Source organism: Flavobacterium subsaxonicum WB 4.1-42 = DSM 21790, from assembly GCF_000422725.1.
Lineage (GTDB): Bacteria > Bacteroidota > Bacteroidia > Flavobacteriales > Flavobacteriaceae > Flavobacterium > Flavobacterium subsaxonicum.
In genome coordinates, this window is sequence record NZ_KE383911.1 from 56,082 (window position 1) to 72,313 (window position 16,232).

At 39.6% G+C, this 16,232-nt stretch carries 16 protein-coding genes; 8 read left to right on the plus strand and 8 right to left on the minus strand.

Annotated features, from left to right (window positions below; all coding sequences use genetic code 11):
- Positions 1-37 precede the first annotated feature (37 nt).
- Complete coding sequence (locus tag G509_RS0118620) at positions 38-421, minus strand: pyrophosphohydrolase domain-containing protein (protein ID WP_026992925.1); 384 nt, start codon at positions 419-421, stop codon at positions 38-40.
- A gap of 77 nt (positions 422-498) precedes the next feature.
- Here G509_RS0118620 and G509_RS0118625 point away from each other — a divergent pair, with 77 nt between their 5' ends.
- From G509_RS0118625 to G509_RS0118660, 8 genes are all read left to right on the plus strand, one after another.
- Positions 499-693 (plus strand): hypothetical protein, encoded by a 195-nt coding sequence (locus G509_RS0118625; protein ID WP_026992926.1) that lies wholly within the window; start codon positions 499-501, stop codon positions 691-693.
- A 103-nt stretch (positions 694-796) separates the two neighbouring features.
- A complete protein-coding gene (locus G509_RS0118630) occupies positions 797-1,351 on the plus strand; it encodes a hypothetical protein (RefSeq protein ID WP_026992927.1) in 555 nt (184 codons plus the stop codon).
- A gap of 67 nt (positions 1,352-1,418) precedes the next feature.
- Complete coding sequence (locus tag G509_RS0118635; protein ID WP_026992928.1) at positions 1,419-3,185, plus strand: tetratricopeptide repeat-containing sensor histidine kinase; 1,767 nt, start codon at positions 1,419-1,421, stop codon at positions 3,183-3,185.
- The gene (locus G509_RS0118640) at positions 3,182-3,796 is read left to right on the plus strand and encodes a response regulator transcription factor (RefSeq protein ID WP_026992929.1); all 615 of its coding nucleotides are present in this window, start codon (positions 3,182-3,184) and stop codon (positions 3,794-3,796) included. Before G509_RS0118635 ends, G509_RS0118640 begins: the two co-directional genes overlap by 4 nt.
- 189 nt (positions 3,797-3,985) lie before the next feature.
- Complete coding sequence (locus tag G509_RS0118645; RefSeq protein WP_026992930.1) at positions 3,986-4,573, plus strand: penicillin-binding protein activator LpoB; 588 nt, start codon at positions 3,986-3,988, stop codon at positions 4,571-4,573.
- Positions 4,574-4,608: 35 nt separating this feature from the next.
- The gene (locus tag G509_RS23475) at positions 4,609-6,876 is read left to right on the plus strand and encodes a COG3014 family protein (protein WP_051200372.1); all 2,268 of its coding nucleotides are present in this window, start codon (positions 4,609-4,611) and stop codon (positions 6,874-6,876) included.
- A gap of 2 nt (positions 6,877-6,878) precedes the next feature.
- Positions 6,879-7,256, plus strand: coding sequence for a hypothetical protein (locus G509_RS0118655; protein WP_026992931.1), 378 nt, complete (start codon positions 6,879-6,881; stop codon positions 7,254-7,256).
- A 105-nt stretch (positions 7,257-7,361) separates the two neighbouring features.
- Positions 7,362-8,753, plus strand: a complete 1,392-nt coding sequence (locus G509_RS0118660; protein ID WP_026992932.1) for a GyrI-like domain-containing protein — start codon at positions 7,362-7,364, stop codon at positions 8,751-8,753.
- Positions 8,754-8,774: 21 nt separating this feature from the next.
- On the opposite strand, the gene G509_RS0118665 is transcribed toward G509_RS0118660, so the two are convergent.
- The 7 genes from G509_RS0118665 to yidC all read right to left on the minus strand — a co-directional run bounded on the left by G509_RS0118665 (position 8,775) and on the right by yidC (position 16,218).
- Positions 8,775-9,491 carry a tRNA threonylcarbamoyladenosine dehydratase gene (locus tag G509_RS0118665; protein ID WP_026992933.1) on the minus strand — a complete coding sequence of 239 codons (717 nt, stop codon included), beginning with the start codon at positions 9,489-9,491 and terminating at the stop codon, positions 8,775-8,777.
- On the minus strand, positions 9,484-10,128 hold the full coding sequence (locus G509_RS0118670; protein ID WP_026992934.1) for a TatD family hydrolase: 645 nt from the start codon (positions 10,126-10,128) through the stop codon (positions 9,484-9,486). The genes G509_RS0118665 and G509_RS0118670 overlap by 8 nt, the downstream gene beginning before the upstream one ends.
- Before the next feature lie 14 nt (positions 10,129-10,142).
- Positions 10,143-11,213, minus strand: coding sequence for an acyltransferase family protein (locus tag G509_RS23190; RefSeq protein WP_081663349.1), 1,071 nt, complete (start codon positions 11,211-11,213; stop codon positions 10,143-10,145).
- A 104-nt stretch (positions 11,214-11,317) separates the two neighbouring features.
- On the minus strand, positions 11,318-12,001 hold the full coding sequence (locus tag G509_RS0118680; protein ID WP_026992935.1) for a hypothetical protein: 684 nt from the start codon (positions 11,999-12,001) through the stop codon (positions 11,318-11,320).
- 85 nt (positions 12,002-12,086) lie between these two features.
- On the minus strand, positions 12,087-13,274 hold the full coding sequence (mnmA, locus tag G509_RS0118685) for a tRNA 2-thiouridine(34) synthase MnmA (protein ID WP_026992936.1): 1,188 nt from the start codon (positions 13,272-13,274) through the stop codon (positions 12,087-12,089).
- 42 nt (positions 13,275-13,316) lie between these two features.
- Positions 13,317-14,024 (minus strand): toxin-antitoxin system YwqK family antitoxin, encoded by a 708-nt coding sequence (locus G509_RS22520; RefSeq protein WP_242604877.1) that lies wholly within the window; start codon positions 14,022-14,024, stop codon positions 13,317-13,319.
- A gap of 301 nt (positions 14,025-14,325) precedes the next feature.
- Positions 14,326-16,218, minus strand: coding sequence for a membrane protein insertase YidC (gene yidC, locus G509_RS0118695; RefSeq protein ID WP_026992937.1), 1,893 nt, complete (start codon positions 16,216-16,218; stop codon positions 14,326-14,328).
- Positions 16,219-16,232: the final 14 nt, after the last annotated feature.

The window sequence follows — 16,232 nt, forward strand, 5'->3', positions numbered from 1 at the left end:
TATACACAAAACTGAAAACTGCGACTGCGACTGAAAACTATTTAAGTATCTCTGTAAAATCGGGTTTAAAATAGTTAGGGCCTTTCATCACCTTGCCGTCTTCGCGGTACACCGGCAGGCCGTTGGCGCCCAGCTTGCTCATGTTGCTGCGTTGTATCTCGCTAAAAACTTCTTCTATTTTATATTGCAGGCCGTGTTCTATAATAGTTCCGCACAGTATATAAAGCATGTCTCCAAGGGCATCGGCAATTTCAACCAGGTCGTTATTTTGCACAGCCTCAAGATACTCCTCATTTTCTTCCTTCATAAGGTTATAGCGCAGCAGATTTACGGCTTCGCCCAGGTTTGCTTTAGGTATCTCGCTTATCCCAAGCCCAAAAGAACTATGAAATTCTTTAACGGCATCCAGTTGGTTTTTCATGTTTTTTATAAATTTATGGGTTAAAAATAACCAAAAATACGCCTGCAATATTGTAGCTTTGCAAAAAAGATTTCAACATGTTTACCTCGGGTCAATTATATTTTGCAGGCAGTTTTATTGTAGTATTTGTAATAGCCATGATATATGTTTATCGTAAAGACCTTGCACTGCACAAAAAATATTACAAGGGCAGTTATTGGATTTTAATTGCTTTTTTAAGTTTTATAGCAGCACTGTTTGTGGTTAAGTTTTTAACCAAAGACCCTTCTTAAAATTTTCTTAAAACTATTATAGTAAAAAATCCCCATTGATGGGGATTTTTTTTTAATTTAAGTTGCTCAAATTTGCAATGTTAACCAATAACAATCAATAATTATGGAACATGAAGTTTACACAGGCACAGGCACTTATAATAAAAGCACCCTTGCCGCAACCTACAATGTTTATTTACCGCTTCTTACAGAAGGTACCTATCTATTTTACACTTCAAAAATTTATAATTTTTCTTGCGCAGAGTATCCCAACACCATCCTTATTTTTATGAAGGTTAAAAACGGACCTAATGTAGACCTTAGTGGTATGACAAGCCAGCCGGGTATACCTGTAAACTTTAGCCTTAGCAACATAGACATAGTTAATGTTGACTCTAGATGTGTACCTCTTGATACGTTAGAGGATATTAATGTAATTATAATGCACGATACCCAGTATGACATTCCTTATGCCAAAAGCAAAGCATTTTGTGTAGCGCCAACACCTATAAATTTTAGTGCTGCAACCACTGTAAATGCCAATGTAAACAAAGGTAGTGCAACACAGGCTGCTACGCTCGAAGCTCCTATTACAACGGCAACCGCTGCTGCTGCAACTATATTATACCAGCCTAAAAAATATAAACTGGGCCAGTTAAAACCCATGGTTACAGCCTGAATGGTAAATCCATACATAGCCACAAGCTATAAATTTATTAGCCTTATAAAGAATTTTATATAAAATAATGCCGCGTTATTTAAAACTTATTGTATGCATAGTATTTTTTACTAATAATGCATTTTCTCAATATTCTGACAATTTAATACGTCTTCGCAAAGAGATAAAAGCGGGTAAAAATAGCGCGTGCGATATTTTAAAGAAAATAGATACAAAATCATTATCGACAGCAGATAATGCCTTGTATCTATACTTAAGAGCCAAATGCGATGATCTGACTAACATACAGGACAGCGCTTTTGATTATTTTATACGTTCTAAAAAAGCCTATCTGGCTATAGATAGTATAGACAGGGCTATGGAAATGAACCTTGAAATAAGTTATTTACTGTCTGCTCAGCAAAATAATTCTATAGATTGTTTTAAATACGCAAACGAGTCGCTTAGGTATGCCGATAAGTCTAATAATCTTATTTTAAAGGCAAAAACATATACTCATTTAGGAATGCTGTACCTTGATGAAGAAAAATACAACCAAAGCCTTGATTATTATAAAAAGGCACAACTACTTGTAAAAAAAATTGGTAAGCCGGCAATGGAATCTGCCATAAATAATAATCTGGCTGTGCTTTTTAACGAGGCCCTTAAAATGCCAGATTCTGCATTGTATTACTTAGATAAAGATTTAAGTTATATAAAGATAAAAGGCCAGCCCCAGGATTATTATTACAATTACACCAACCGCGCATCGGCTTACACACACAAGGGGCATTATAAAGAAGCTATAAAACTATTGTTACAGGCAGATTCTTTAAACTTTAATTCGCAGGTAACTAAGCCCTTTATATACGGAACTTTAGCTCTAAATTATGGCGAAATAAACGATTATAATAATGCGTACAAGTATGCTTTATTAAATAAGCAATTTTCTGACAGCTTAAATATTACCAATCAAAACATCTCTATAAACGAGATACAAACCAAATACCAAACCGCCGAGAAAGAACTTGAAAACACGGTTTTAAAAAACGATAATAAAATTCAGAAAATAGTAATGTATGCCTTTATAGCGCTTTTTATTGTGGCATTAATTATTGCCTTTCTTATTGTTAAAAATTCGCGTAAGCGCGAAAAAATAGCTGCGCAGGAGAAACTTATAGAACAGCAAAAACTGGATAAGGTTTTAAAAGATTACGAGCTTAATAGTATAGATATGATGCTGGAAGGCCAGGAAAAAGAACGCCAACGCCTTGCTAACGACCTGCATGATAACCTTGGCAGTATGCTGGCAACGCTCAAACTTAATTTCGAAAACCTGAAACTTAGAAAAAACGACCTTAAGGAACACGAGAACAAGCTTTACGACCGTACCGATGAGCTTATACAGGAGGCGTACCAAAAAGTCCGCAGGCTGGCACATGCTAAAAATGCCGGGGTTTTTGCCAGTCAGGGCCTTATACCCGCCATTGTTAAGCTGGCCGAGAAAATATCGATACCCGGAAAGCTTAAAATAGAAGTAATACCTTTTGGATTTACAGACAGGCTGGATAATACCCAGGAAATTGCTATCTTTAGGATAATTCAGGAGCTGGCTACCAACATTATAAAGCATTCCCAAGCTACAGAAGCCACGATACACCTAACGCACCACGACGATAATATTAATATTATTATTGAAGATAATGGTGTAGGCTTTAAACCCGAGGCAATAATTGATGCCGATGGTATGGGGCTTACATCCATCAAAAAGAAAACCAAACAATTGGGTGGCACTTTTACTATTGATGCTACTCCAAGCCGCGGAACAACCATTTTAATAGATTTACCGGTATGATAAAAGTTGTAATTGCAGAAGACCATCAATCGCTTATAGATGGTATTAAAATATTTCTGGAATATGAGAGTGATATTACCGTTGTAGGCGAGGCTAACGATGGCGAAAGGCTGCTTGAAATTGTGCGCGCCAAACAGCCCGATGTGGTACTTACCGATATCCGTATGCCTAAAATGGATGGCATTACCGCTACACGGTTGCTCAAAAAAGAATTTCCCTACTGCAAGGTACTTGCCTTTAGTATGTTCGAACAGGATGAGGCTGCGGTGCAGATGATGGAAGCCGGAGCATCGGGCTACATAATGAAGAATTCATCGCTTAAAACCGTTGTAGAAGCCATAAGGGGTGTAATGAATGGCAAGAAGTATTTTGATGATTCGCTTAAAAAGAAAGAGCATAACAATAACGAAAGCGATGTGCCCCTAAGCAGGCGCGAGCAGGAAATTGTAAAGCTTGTGGGCGAAGGTAAAACATCTCAGGAAATTGCCGACCATCTTTTTATTGGCAAAACCACAGTAGACACGCACAGGAAAAACATACTCAAAAAGCTTAACCTGCAAGGCAAGAGCGAGTTGCTGCGCTACAGCATGGAAAAGAAATACGACTTTTAATTATCTTAGGTTTAGATATTTATATTATGTTAGTTAGTTTTTAAATTGAAAAAAATGCCCGGTAGCCTCCCGCCGGGTATTTTTGTTTTTAACAGATTTTTCTTATTGGCACACTCTTTGTATTTGTGAGCATATTATCACAAATTATTTTAATTACCTTTGAATCATTAATCAAATAACCATAAAACAATGAGAACAAATACCTTAAAATTTGTTTTGGCTATAGCTCTTGGATTTACCCTTGTAAACTGCGCCACAAAAGTAGAACGCGTTAGCGAAAACACGGTAACCGACCTTAGCGGACGCTGGAACGAGACCGACTCAAGGCTTACTGCCGAAGAAATTACTGCCGAACTTATGGACCACGCCTGGTACAGCACCTATGCTTCAGAAAATGGCGGTAAAAAACCGGTTATAATTGTTGGGCTTATTACCAATAAATCGCACGAGCAAATTGCCACCGAAACGTTTTCTAAAGATATAGAGAAAGCTATCATCAATTCAGGAAGGATGAAACTGGTTCAGGCGGGTAACATGCGCGAGGAGATAAGGGCAGAAAGGGCCGATCAGCAAAACAACGCATCGCAATCTACCATGAAAAAATTCGGTTTAGAAAACGGTGCCGATTTTATGCTTCAGGGTACCATTAACTCTATTGTTGATTCTAACAAAAAAGAAAAAAGCGTTTACTACCAGATAGACCTTGAGCTTACGCACATACAAACCAATGATAAAGTTTGGATAGGCGACAAAAAGATCAAAAAACTTATAAAGTAATTTACACGTAGCAAACCTTCCTTTTTTACATCGCCATGAAAGCAGCCAAAAACACGGGTGCCGTTATTTTTAAAACGGCAGCAGTACTGTTATTGATTGGTTTTCAATCCTGTGGGACTTACAATTCCAAAACCTCAGAAATTGAAAGTGATCTTCTTAACGGCAACTTTGATAATGCCATTGCCAATATAGATAAAAATAAATTTCTGCAAAAAGACAGGAACAGGCTTTTGTACCTTTTAGAAAAAGGAAAGCTGGAACACCTTAAAGGCAACTACGAGGTTAGCAACCAGTTTTTTGAAGATGCTTACATTTTAATAGACGACCAGATAAAAACCAATGCCGGGCAGGCTGTTGCGGCTAAGTTTACTAACCCAATGGCCGAGCCCTACAAAGGCGAAGATTTTGAGAAAGTTACCATACACTACTACAAGGCGCTAAACTATTCGCACCTGGGTATGCCCAACGAGGCCCTTGTAGAAGCCAAGCGTATTAACATTAAGCTATTAGAACTTAACGACCGTTATCCTGACAATAAGAACAAGTATAAAGAAGATGCTTTTTCGCAAATAATCCAGGGTATTTTGTACGAAGGCACCGGCGATATTAACGGAGCCTTTATTGCTTACCGTAATGCCCAGGAAATTTACGATCTTAACGGCGGTACTTACTTTAATGTACCCTTGCCAGAGCAGCTTAAAGAAGATTTGTTGCGCACCAGTCGCCAACTTGGCTTTACGCAGGAGCACAACGATTACCTTAAAAAATTTCGACCACAGGATTTTTCGAATGGTGGCAAGCCATCGGCAAAAAATCCTAAAAAAGAAATGGGTATGCCCCCTATGCCTAAGCCCACCCCTACCGGAGAGGCTGTGGTATTTTGGGAAAACGGCCTTGGCCCCGCCAAAGACCAGATTATCTTAACGGTATCGGGCACGGGCTACTTTTTTTATGCCACCTATATGGATGGTGATGTTATGGAAGACATCCTGATACCCATTCCATCTGGCATTAACATTGGTACGGTAAATGCCATTGCAATACCCAAATACCGTAAAAGAGAGAATTATTACAGCAAAGCATCCATTTTTGTAAATGGTAACGAGCAGAAGTTTGAGTTGGCACAGGATTTTTATCCTATAGCCAAGCAATGCCTTAAAGACCGTATGCTGCGCGAAACTATAGACCTTGTGCTGCGTTTCGCAACAAAAAAAGGGGCAAGTGCCTTATTAGGTGCCCTGGCCGATGGCGCTACCAAAGATAATAAAGATGGTAGTAACGATCTCGGCGACCTGGTTAGGCTTGGTGCCGATATTGCCGGTGCAGCTACAGAAAAAGCCGATACCCGTAATTGGCAGTCGCTACCCGCTTCAATTAGCTATGCACGTGTGCCTTTACAGGAAGGTGTGGATAATAAATTCATCATAAAAAAATACGGCCCTAAAGGTATTGATACCGATACCCTTACTATTCCCTACAGGCGAGGTTTACAAATTGTAAATTATTTTGACCTTGGCCGTACGCAGATACTCCCTTTAAACAATAATGCTACTACAACGTCTAAATTTGTACCCAATGCCAGTTTAGAACCTGCCACAAAAGATGGCTTAGCCAGTAATTCGGCTGCTATACCTGCCGAAGCTCCCGGCATGGCGCAAAACATCGTGGCAAAATATACTAAAGCTTTAGGAGGAATTGAGAAGTTAAAAACGGTTAGTACAACGCTTACAATCAGTTCTGTAAAAACAACCGCGCAGGATGGTGCAATCATAACTAAAGAGGTAACCTCTAAAACAGCAGCCAACACTAATAATTACCAAAAAATAGTTACTAATGGTAAAGCTGTAGAAACGGTAACCTTAAAAGGTTATGAAGGCTTTGTTAAAGATGGTAGCAAGTATATAAAAATGAGTCCTGAGCAATATAACGCATCGCTTATGCTGCCAAGGCCATTACAAAATTATAACCTTCCGTTAGAAGGCCAAAGCTTAAAATACGAAGGCATTGCCATTGTTAACAACCAAAGAACCTATGCACTTAGCTTTATAGAGCCGGTAACAAATTCGGGTATTATAAATTACTACAGTGTGGCTACCAGCCTGCTTATTGCTACTAAAACCAGTACGCCATTGGGTAAAGAACTTATAGTAACAACAAGTTATTTTACTGATTACAAAGATGTAAACGGACTTAAATTTCCGTACACCATAACCACAAAAGGAGATAATTTTACCAGCGAAGAACGTATTACACAGCTTAAAATTAATGAAGGCGTTACCGATGCCGATTTTAAAATTAATTAGTTATGAAAAATATCCTGTTACTTTTCGTATTGCTTACGGGCGTTCAGTTTGCGGCGGCTCAAACCGATAACGGCTGGGAAGACTGGCAAAAAACAAGTTGCTACAGCAAAATATCGTTTCGCCTTAAAGATGCCGGCACGCGGGGCGAGCAGCACATCTGGAAAATCCAGTTTAAAAGTGATTATCCGGAGTTGATATCCTTTAATTATAATCTTACCGACGAGCTGCAGCAATACAATATCACTACCCATAGAAAAACGCTGAACGCAAACGAGCTGAGTAAGGAAATTGAGATTTTTACTAAAGAAGATAATATTTATATCCTGGTAGATAAAGTAAGCCTATCGCCCTACCCTCAGGATTTTATAGATTGCAATTAAAATATCCAAAAAAAATTATTATAAACCCGTGTTAAGCCTCTTCAAACTAATTTGGATTGTTAACATAAATATTTATATTTTTACAACAATCTAAATTTTCGGTACATGAAAATTGTTAAATATATATTTCTACTGCTGGTGCTGGCTTCTATTGCCATTACAGTGTTTATTGCTACGCAGGAAGGAAAATATAATATTAAAGAAGAAAAAGTTATAAACGTTCCTAAATCAGTACTTTATAACTATATAAACGACTACAGAAACTGGGAAAACCTTGGCATGCTTACCAATGCCGATACCACCGCGCAATACACCTATTCTGAAAATACGGTGGGCAAAAATGCTACTATGGCATGGGTAAAAAATGCAACCAACGGCAACATACAAACCATAAACGCCGTAGCTAACGATTCTATTAGCCAAAAAGTGGTTATAGACAATCTTGCATCGCAAATTTCGTGGAGGTTTAAAGATACCCTTAACAGCACTAAAATTGCTGTAAACGTACAAGGCCACCTTACGTTTACCGAAAAAGCGTATGCCCTTATTAATGGAAACACCAACAACAAACTAAAAAATACGCTTGCCAGCGGATTAGAAAACCTGAATACTTTTTTAGTAAAAGAACTTAAGGTGTACAATGTAAAAGTTGGCGGCATAGTTAGTAAAAAAGGGGCGTTTTACCTTGGGCAAACCACAACATCATCTATGGCCGATGTAAATAAAAAAGCAGGGCCTGCGTTTGAAAGGCTGCTTGCTTTTGCAAGGGAAAATAAAATTACGGTTACAGGTTCGCCTTTTATAATTTATAAGTCGATTGATAAAGTAGCAAAACAGGCAACTTATGCCTTTAGCATACCTATACAGGACGAGATTTTTACCGCTGCCGGCAGTGAATATGAAGGCGGCAAACTATTGGCCTTTAACGCGCTTAAAACTACCCTTAAAGGCGATTATTCGCACCTGCCGAAGGCGTGGAGTGCAGCCGAAAAATACATGGCCGAAAATGCTTTACAGGAAAACAGCACCGGTGTTTATATAGAAGTATATGCCAAAAACATAGAGCAGAGCCGCAAACCCTCTACCTGGGTTACCGATGTGTATACACCTATAGGTGCACCGCAAATTATACCTGAAGCCCTTGAGGTGCAAAACCCATACATTAAGCCACGTGCTTCAGGTCAGGCAGGTTACCTGCCATCAGCCGCCAAACCAAGGCCTGTGGGCACTACAACGACATCAACAACTAAGCCGGCCAGTACCGGACTTTCTAAACCGGTTACCACACCTGCTACCGGCAAACCGGCCGCTACTACAACAGGCACAAAACCTGCAACCACAACTAAACCTGTAACACCTAAACCAGCTACAGGAACAGGCGGCACAACTACCAGACCCGCTACAACAAAGCCGGTTAGTAAGCCTGTAAGCAAGCCGGCGGCAAAGCCAGCAACACCGGCACCCACCAACATAGAAACCTTAGACCTAAATAATTAAAAAATCCCCTTTCGGGGATTTTTAGTTTTTAATAATATGTTTCACCACCGCTTCGGCAGAATGCAGCCCAAATAGTGCAGGCATCCAGCTGTTAGTACCAAAAAATGATTTTTTAAAGTTTTTACCGTCGGTCATTTTAAGGCTGCTCTGGTCGGGTTCCTCTGTAGAGTAAACCACCTTAACCCCTTTAGAAATTCCTTCCTTTCTAAGGCGTTTGCGTACCGTTTTGGCAAGCGGGCAGTAATTGGTTTTGCTAATATCGCTAACCTTAACCTTGGCAGCCTCATATTTGCCCCCTGCGCCCATATTACTTATTATCTTAACCTTTTTACGCCTGGCCGACATAATAAGGTTTAGCTTGGGCGTAATGCTGTCTATACAGTCTAAAACGTAATTATATTCGGGTGTAACCAATTCGTAAGCACGCTCCGGCGATAAAAATTCCTGAATACGGATAAGGTTAAGCTCCGGATTAATATCCATAAGCCTGTCGCCCACAATTTTTACCTTTGGCTGACCCACAGTGCTATGCAAAGCCGGCAGCTGACGGTTAATATTGGTAATATCTACCACATCGCCATCTACAATAGTCATGGTGCCCACTCCTGCCCTGGCAAGAAATTCGGCAGCAAAAGAGCCAACGCCCCCTAAACCAACTACCATAACGTGTGCATTTTTTAATTTCTCAAGCCCTTCCTTTTTAAACAAAAGCTCGGCCCGCTCTGTCCATTCAGCCATTCTTAAAAATGTTTTTAAAATTATTTTGTACAATGCTTTTCAGCACCTCTATATCCATATTCCGTGCCAATGCTGCTTTAGCGTACACTTCGGCAATACCTTCTTCAATCGTATCGGTCTCTAAAAAGAAACAGTCTTTCGGTACACCCGCAAAAACTGCTGATAATTCAGGATTGCGCAGCAGGTACTTGCCAAACGACAGGTAAAAACCATTATCAAGTAACTGTTTTGCCACCTGCGCATTTTTGCTGTAGCCGTGAACTATCATCGGCACACCGGGCTGCAACCTGTTTTTGATTTCTATAAGTTCCTGAAACGCGGCAACAAGGTGCAAAATTACAGGTTTTTGGTATTTTTTAGCTAACAAGAGTTGCTTTTCGAACACTTCTATCTGAATATTTAACGGAATATCGATGCGTTTATCGAGACCGCACTCGCCAAGGGCAAGGCAATTGAGTAGTTGCAGCCGCTGTTCTATAATGGCAAGGTGCTCGTCTGCTCTATCAATATCGATATGCCAGGGATGGATGCCTGTAGAAAAATACGGCACATCTATAACCTCATACGGATAGCGGTTAACTACCTCAAAAACATCATGATTATTGGAAGCAGAATGGGTATGGAGGTTGTAGAGCATGCTTATACTTGGGTTTAGTTGCCATTAGTAAACACCGGCTTTAACCTTATATTTTTTATACGGTTGCGCAACGGCAGCTCAATATAAATGTGACATATAGCCGAGGCTACAAGCAAAATAATAAAATTAATACAGAAGATTGCAGAAGGATTGGTAGTAATACCAAATTTTTCCATAAGCTTGGTCCCGGTCTCGAAAACAGGAATTTGAAGCACATAGATGGCGTAGCTTATTTCGCCTAAAAACACCAAGGGCTTTTTACAAAACAATTTGGTTATTAAACCTGTATTTTGTGCTATAACAACTATTAGCGGGGCAAACACTAAAGCCAAAAACCCATTGTGGTAGCTTAATCCAACAGGATATTTTAAAAGCAAAACCAATACAGCCAATATAATTACAACAAAAATATCGTATTGCCTTTTTGTGTTTATAGTCCTGCTTACAAAAAACAGTCCGGCAAGATTGCCTATTAAAAACTGGTTTAAATGCATTACCGGAAAGTAATACAGCAAATCGTGACTTGGCGTTACATTGCCTTTATAGAACGGTGTGTTTAAAAAGTAATTCTGCACTATTAAAGAAACCAGCCAGATAATAAAAACAACTACTGATATTTTAGCAATTGAATATTTTTTATAGAAATGATTGAACAGGAAAGGAAAGCAGAGATAAAAAAAACCTTCTACCGTGAGGGACCATAGCGGATAGTTACCCACTGTTGCCATACCCGGAATCCAGGCTTGTAGTGTTGATAAGTTAAGGGCTATTTCGGTTAAGGTTACCGTGCCCGGAAATAAAAAATAAGCCATTACAAACGGAATAACTGATACTGCTATAAGCGGATATACCCTCGCAAAGCGGTTTTTAAGATAATCGGCAGTATCTATTTTATTAAACCTGTTGTAGGCTACAATCATTATAAAACCCGAAAGCACAAAAAAGTAGCTTACCCCAATATTGGCCTGTTCGCGTATAAAGCTAACATAACCATTATTAAACAGGCTTATTTGTGCCCCAAAATGAAATATAACTATGGCTATAGCTGCAATAAAACGGGTAAATGTTAATTGTTCTAATCTCAAGGTGGTAAGGTTTACTGTGAAAATTTATTATGCCCCCGAAGATAGTTTTTTGATTGTTAATTGCCAATATGTTGTTAAAATAAAAATTGATTTATAATATGGAACTAAATACCTAACCTGAATTTATTTTTACGGATTACAGTGCTATCATTACTATCGAGGTCTTCGTATTCAACATGGAGCACTTTATTTTTAATTTTAGTTTTTTGAATTATAAATGTAGGTGATTTGGCAAAAATCAAGGGTTGAGGATCTAACCTACAAATCTGTATTTTCTTTGTTTCTAAATTAAGTACGCTAAGGCTGTCTGCCGAAGCTCCTGTAAGATAAATAATGTAATCTCCTGCGTGGTCTAAGTACATTTCTTTTTCATAAATGGAATCGGTTACATTTTTAGGAAGCACCATTACCGAAAAATCTATAGGAGCAGGATTGCCTCCGCTGGACGTAGACAAGACATTAATAAAAACCAGATAATTTTTGGTTTCCGATTCGTACTTAGGAATAAGATCCCACCTGCCGCTATCGGTATAATCAACGCAGGTAAATAAGCTATCATGGCTTCGGGTATAATTGCCATCGCCCCAGGAAAGTTTTACTGCATTACCTACACGTATATAAGTGATTTTTGTACCTAAAGGCGTTGTAAAATCTGTGGGTATACAATCTGCCGGAAGTAAAGTGTCACTAACAATATTTGATACTATTTTACTATTTTTATTAGCTTCAGTTTTACTGCAACAGCACGTTAAAACAGCACATAATAAAAGAAGGCAATACAGTTTCATAGTGATTATTTTGAAGCTTAAAAATATAAAAAAATGCCCAACACATTAAAGCATTGGGCATTTATATATTTTGATTATAATTAAATTACGATATTACCCCACTGCCAATAAGCTCATCGCCGTGGTACCATGCAGCAAATTGCCCTTCGGCAATAGCACTTTGTGCATCCTGAAACGATATGTACATACCGTTATCAAACTTATGCAGCGTAGCCTTTTGAAGCGGCTGGCGGTAGCGTATGCGCGCCATAACATCCATTGTCTGGCCATCGGTAAGGGTTAGGTCTTCGCGTACCCAGTGTATTTCGTTTTCCTGTATAAACAGCGCTTTACGGAACAAGCCCGGGTGGTTCTGCCCCTGCCCTGTGTATATCGTGTTGGTTTCTACATCGGTAGCAATAATAAACAACGGCTCTTTAGTGCCGCCTACATTAAGGCCTTTGCGCTGCCCTATGGTATAGTAATGTGCACCCTGGTGCTTGCCTACTACTTTGCCCATTTGCGGGTTATAGGCTATATTTTTAGCCTCATAGGCCAACTGCTCTTTAACCGACGTAAATTGCGGCGTTGCTTCGGCGTAGGTTTGTGCATCGGCACCTACCTCAAAAATAACACCTTCTTTAGGCTGAAGCTGCTGCTGTAAAAATTCCGGCAGGCGCACTTTGCCAATAAAGCAAAGCCCTTGCGAGTCTTTTTTCTCTGCCGTTATCAGTTCCATTTTAGCGGCAATTTCGCGCACTTCTGGTTTGGTTAATTCCCCTATCGGGAACAACGCTTTAGACAACTGCTCTTGCGATAGCTGGCATAAAAAGTATGATTGGTCTTTATTGCCATCGGCACCGGCAAGCAGCTGGTGCACCTCTTTACCGTTAACCTCTATAGTATCTTTACGGCAATAATGGCCAGTGGCCACATAATCGGCACCCAGACTAAGAGCAATCTTCATAAACACGTCGAATTTAATCTCGCGGTTACAAAGCACATCGGGATTGGGTGTGCGGCCTCTTTCGTATTCGTTAAACATATAGTCTACAATACGCTCTTTATATTGTTCGCTCAGGTCTACCGTCTGGAAGGGTATACCCAGCTTTTCGGCAACAAGCAGTGCATCGTTGCTGTCTTCCAGCCACGGACATTCGTTAGAAATGGTAACAGCTTCGTCATGCCAGTTCTTCATAAACAGGCCAATAACTTCATATCCCTGCTCCATAAGTAAGTATGCTGCCACACTACTGTCTACACCGCCACTAAGCCCTACTACTACACGTTTCATGATAATCTCCTTCTGTAAAATTTATGCAAAAATACAACAATTTTAGTTAGGTCGCTGTTTCCTTGCGCCTAACTCTATTTTACGGTCGGCGTCGGTTTCTTCCTTAACTACCTTACCGTTGGTATAGTACGTCCATTTACCGGTTTTTACATCGTTGGTAAAAGCACCTTTAGATGTTAACTGACCTTGTGCATTGTTAAACAGGGCGGGCCCGTTTAGCTTATCATCTTTATAAGTAGTCTGCTCAAAAACCACACCTTTAGGCGAGAATTTTTTATACGTGCCGTTCTTTAATCCGTTTGCGTACTGGGCTTCTTCAGCAATAATACCATCAGCAAAAAACACTTTACGGATGCCGGTTAGCTTGCCTTTTGTATAGTTTTCTATAGACATTACCGTTTTGCCATCGGGGTGGTAAAACTTCCATTCGCCTTCCCTAAGTTTGTTCACCTCTTTACCTTCGCTGGATTTTACACCTTTTTCGAACGACGTTGTAATGCACGACCCATCGGCGGCAAATACCCTTGTAGCAGCAAGTGTAGATTTGGCATCATCTTCAAAAAATTTAAAGGTGCCGGTTTCTTTACCATGGTCAAAAGTACCTTCGTAGCGTGGGCGTTTACTTTTTTCGTAAATGCCTTTCCACATACCGTGGCGCTTGCCGGCGGCATCATTTTTATTACTGTCCTGGGCTTGTAAGCCTGCACATATACTTATAAAAAACACAAATGCCATCAACTGTTTTTGCATAACTTTTTGTTTATTCTATTAAACCTGAAATATAGTTTTTTATTGTTTTGTATGTTCTTTTGTCTTGAAACAAAAGAACCAAAAATTCAAGGCTCTAACTTCTTTGCTACAAATTAGGCGTTTCGGCTAAATGATTTGAACTTGCTATCGCTCAAACAGCAAATCATTCTTAACGCCTCTCCTCCTAATTTGTTCAAAGCAACGAAGTTTAAGGCCTTAGCTTCACTCAATCTGCGTAACGGAAGTAAAAAACTGCATACTAAAATATCAAAAAAGCACCCCGAAGAGTGCTTTTAGAAAACTATTTTTTGTTTTTATCTTTTTGCTGCTCCTGGGCCTGCTCCATCATTTCCTGCATTTTACGCTGAAAACGTCCCTGCGTTTTAGGCTTGGTCTTGTTTTCCTGTATCATGGCATGAATTTTCTCTTCTTTTACAATGTGGTTTTTAATTACATACATAATACCAATTGTAATAAGGTTAGAGATAAAGTAGTACAAACTTAAGCCCGATGCATAGTTGTTAAAGAATATTAGCATCATTACCGGAGAAATGTAGATCATTATCTTCATTATCTTGCTCATATCCGGCATACCTTCCTGCGGAGGTGCTGCCATAGACTGGTCGCCTGTTGTCATCCTCATGTAAAAGAAGATGGCTACCGATGCCAGTATTGGAAACAAGCTGATGTGGTTACCGTAAAACGGAACGTAAAACGGCAGGTGCACTACGGCATCATACGACGATAAATCGTTTGCCCAAAGGAAACTTTGCTGCCTGAAATCAAAGAACGACGGGAAGAACTGGAACAACGCATAGAATACCGGAATTTGCATTACCGCAGGTAAACAGCCCGCCATGGGGTTTACACCTGCTTTGGTATACAGCTTCATGGTTTCCTGCTGTTTTTTCATCGGGTCTTTTTTATACTTTTCGTTAAGCTCTGTTATTTCAGGTCGGATAACCTTCATTTTAGCCTGCGATAAGTACGACTTGTACGTTACCGGAGACATTATAAGCTTAATAAGTATTGTAAATACTATAATGGCAATACCGTAAGATAAGAAACCGCTTAAGAAAGTAAATAACGGTATAAAGGCATAACGGTTAATCCAGCCAAAAATGCCCCAGCCCAATGGCATCACCTCATCAAGGTTACGGTCGTAGCTGTTAAGTATTTTATAGTCAGACGGGCCATAGTACCAGTTCATGTTATAGCTAAGCTCGCCACCCTTAAATTCAAGAGGCATTTTTGCTGTAAACTTTTTGGTATAAGTAGTATCTATCTTATCATCTTTAACAAGGTTTTCAGATGTTAAGTCGGCCGTTTTAAACGGTGTATCGGTTAGAAGTATCGACGTAAAAAAGTGCTGTTTAAACGCTATATAACTAACGTTTTCTGCCTTATCGGCATCATCGCCACCTTCGCTAAGGTTGTCATCTTTACCATCTTCGTACTCGTATACCATTTTAGTATAACGGTTTTCATACGATACACTTTTCTCGTTTCTGTACGCTTGTAAATCCCACTCCAAATCCATTGGTTTAGAAGTGTCTACAATTTGGGCAAGCCCCTGCGAACGGATAGAGAAATCAAGCATGTAATCATCCGGCTTAAGTACATAACGGTACTCTAAAAACTGGTTGGCACCGGCTTTAAGCCTCATGGTTAATACCTGGTTCTGGCCTTCGGTAGTAACAACCGGCTCAAAATACATATCGCTTGTATTAAGTATGCGGTTATCGGCCGTTTTAAACTGAAGGTTAAAGTTTGCGTTGTTACCTTTAATAAGTTCTACGCGCTTGTTAGAACCTTTGCTAAACTGCTCGTAACTGTTAAGGTTAGCCTCGGCTATATAACCACCTTTGTTGGCTATGCGAAGGGTAAGCAGTTTACTATTAATTTCTGTAACGGTATCTTTAGCAGATGGCAACGTTGCGCTGTAAGCAAAAGCCCCTAACGAACCTTTTAATTTTTGAATTCGTACCGAATCGCTTAAAGTAGAATCTGTAACAGCAGCTGTTTTTTGCTCAGGTATTTGTTTAGCCTTTGCTTTGTCTACCTGCTCTTTTTTTGCCTTCTCACTACTCTCTTTTTCGTTTTCTGCACTGTTGTTGTATATCATGTATAGCAACAGCACCATTATTAAACCGAAGCCGATGATGGTTTTTAAGTCTAACTTTTTTTCTTCCATTTAGTTTTAAGATT

Excerpts from the sequence above, each read along its gene's own strand:
- G509_RS0118620 (WP_026992925.1), bottom strand. The coding sequence starts at position 421 with ATGAAAAACCAACTGGATGCCGTTAAAGAATTTCATAGTTCTTTTGGG.
- G509_RS0118625 (WP_026992926.1), top strand. The coding sequence starts at position 499 with ATGTTTACCTCGGGTCAATTATATTTTGCAGGCAGTTTTATTGTAGTA.
- G509_RS0118630 (WP_026992927.1), top strand. The coding sequence starts at position 797 with ATGGAACATGAAGTTTACACAGGCACAGGCACTTATAATAAAAGCACC.
- G509_RS0118635 (WP_026992928.1), top strand. The coding sequence starts at position 1,419 with ATGCCGCGTTATTTAAAACTTATTGTATGCATAGTATTTTTTACTAAT.
- G509_RS0118640 (WP_026992929.1), top strand. The coding sequence starts at position 3,182 with ATGATAAAAGTTGTAATTGCAGAAGACCATCAATCGCTTATAGATGGT.
- G509_RS0118645 (WP_026992930.1), top strand. The coding sequence starts at position 3,986 with ATGAGAACAAATACCTTAAAATTTGTTTTGGCTATAGCTCTTGGATTT.
- G509_RS23475 (WP_051200372.1), top strand. The coding sequence starts at position 4,609 with ATGAAAGCAGCCAAAAACACGGGTGCCGTTATTTTTAAAACGGCAGCA.
- G509_RS0118655 (WP_026992931.1), top strand. The coding sequence starts at position 6,879 with ATGAAAAATATCCTGTTACTTTTCGTATTGCTTACGGGCGTTCAGTTT.
- G509_RS0118660 (WP_026992932.1), top strand. The coding sequence starts at position 7,362 with ATGAAAATTGTTAAATATATATTTCTACTGCTGGTGCTGGCTTCTATT.
- G509_RS0118665 (WP_026992933.1), bottom strand. The coding sequence starts at position 9,491 with ATGGCTGAATGGACAGAGCGGGCCGAGCTTTTGTTTAAAAAGGAAGGG.
- G509_RS0118670 (WP_026992934.1), bottom strand. The coding sequence starts at position 10,128 with ATGCTCTACAACCTCCATACCCATTCTGCTTCCAATAATCATGATGTT.
- G509_RS0118680 (WP_026992935.1), bottom strand. The coding sequence starts at position 12,001 with ATGAAACTGTATTGCCTTCTTTTATTATGTGCTGTTTTAACGTGCTGT.
- mnmA (WP_026992936.1), bottom strand. The coding sequence starts at position 13,274 with ATGAAACGTGTAGTAGTAGGGCTTAGTGGCGGTGTAGACAGTAGTGTG.
- G509_RS22520 (WP_242604877.1), bottom strand. The coding sequence starts at position 14,024 with ATGCAAAAACAGTTGATGGCATTTGTGTTTTTTATAAGTATATGTGCA.
- yidC (WP_026992937.1), bottom strand. The coding sequence starts at position 16,218 with ATGGAAGAAAAAAAGTTAGACTTAAAAACCATCATCGGCTTCGGTTTA.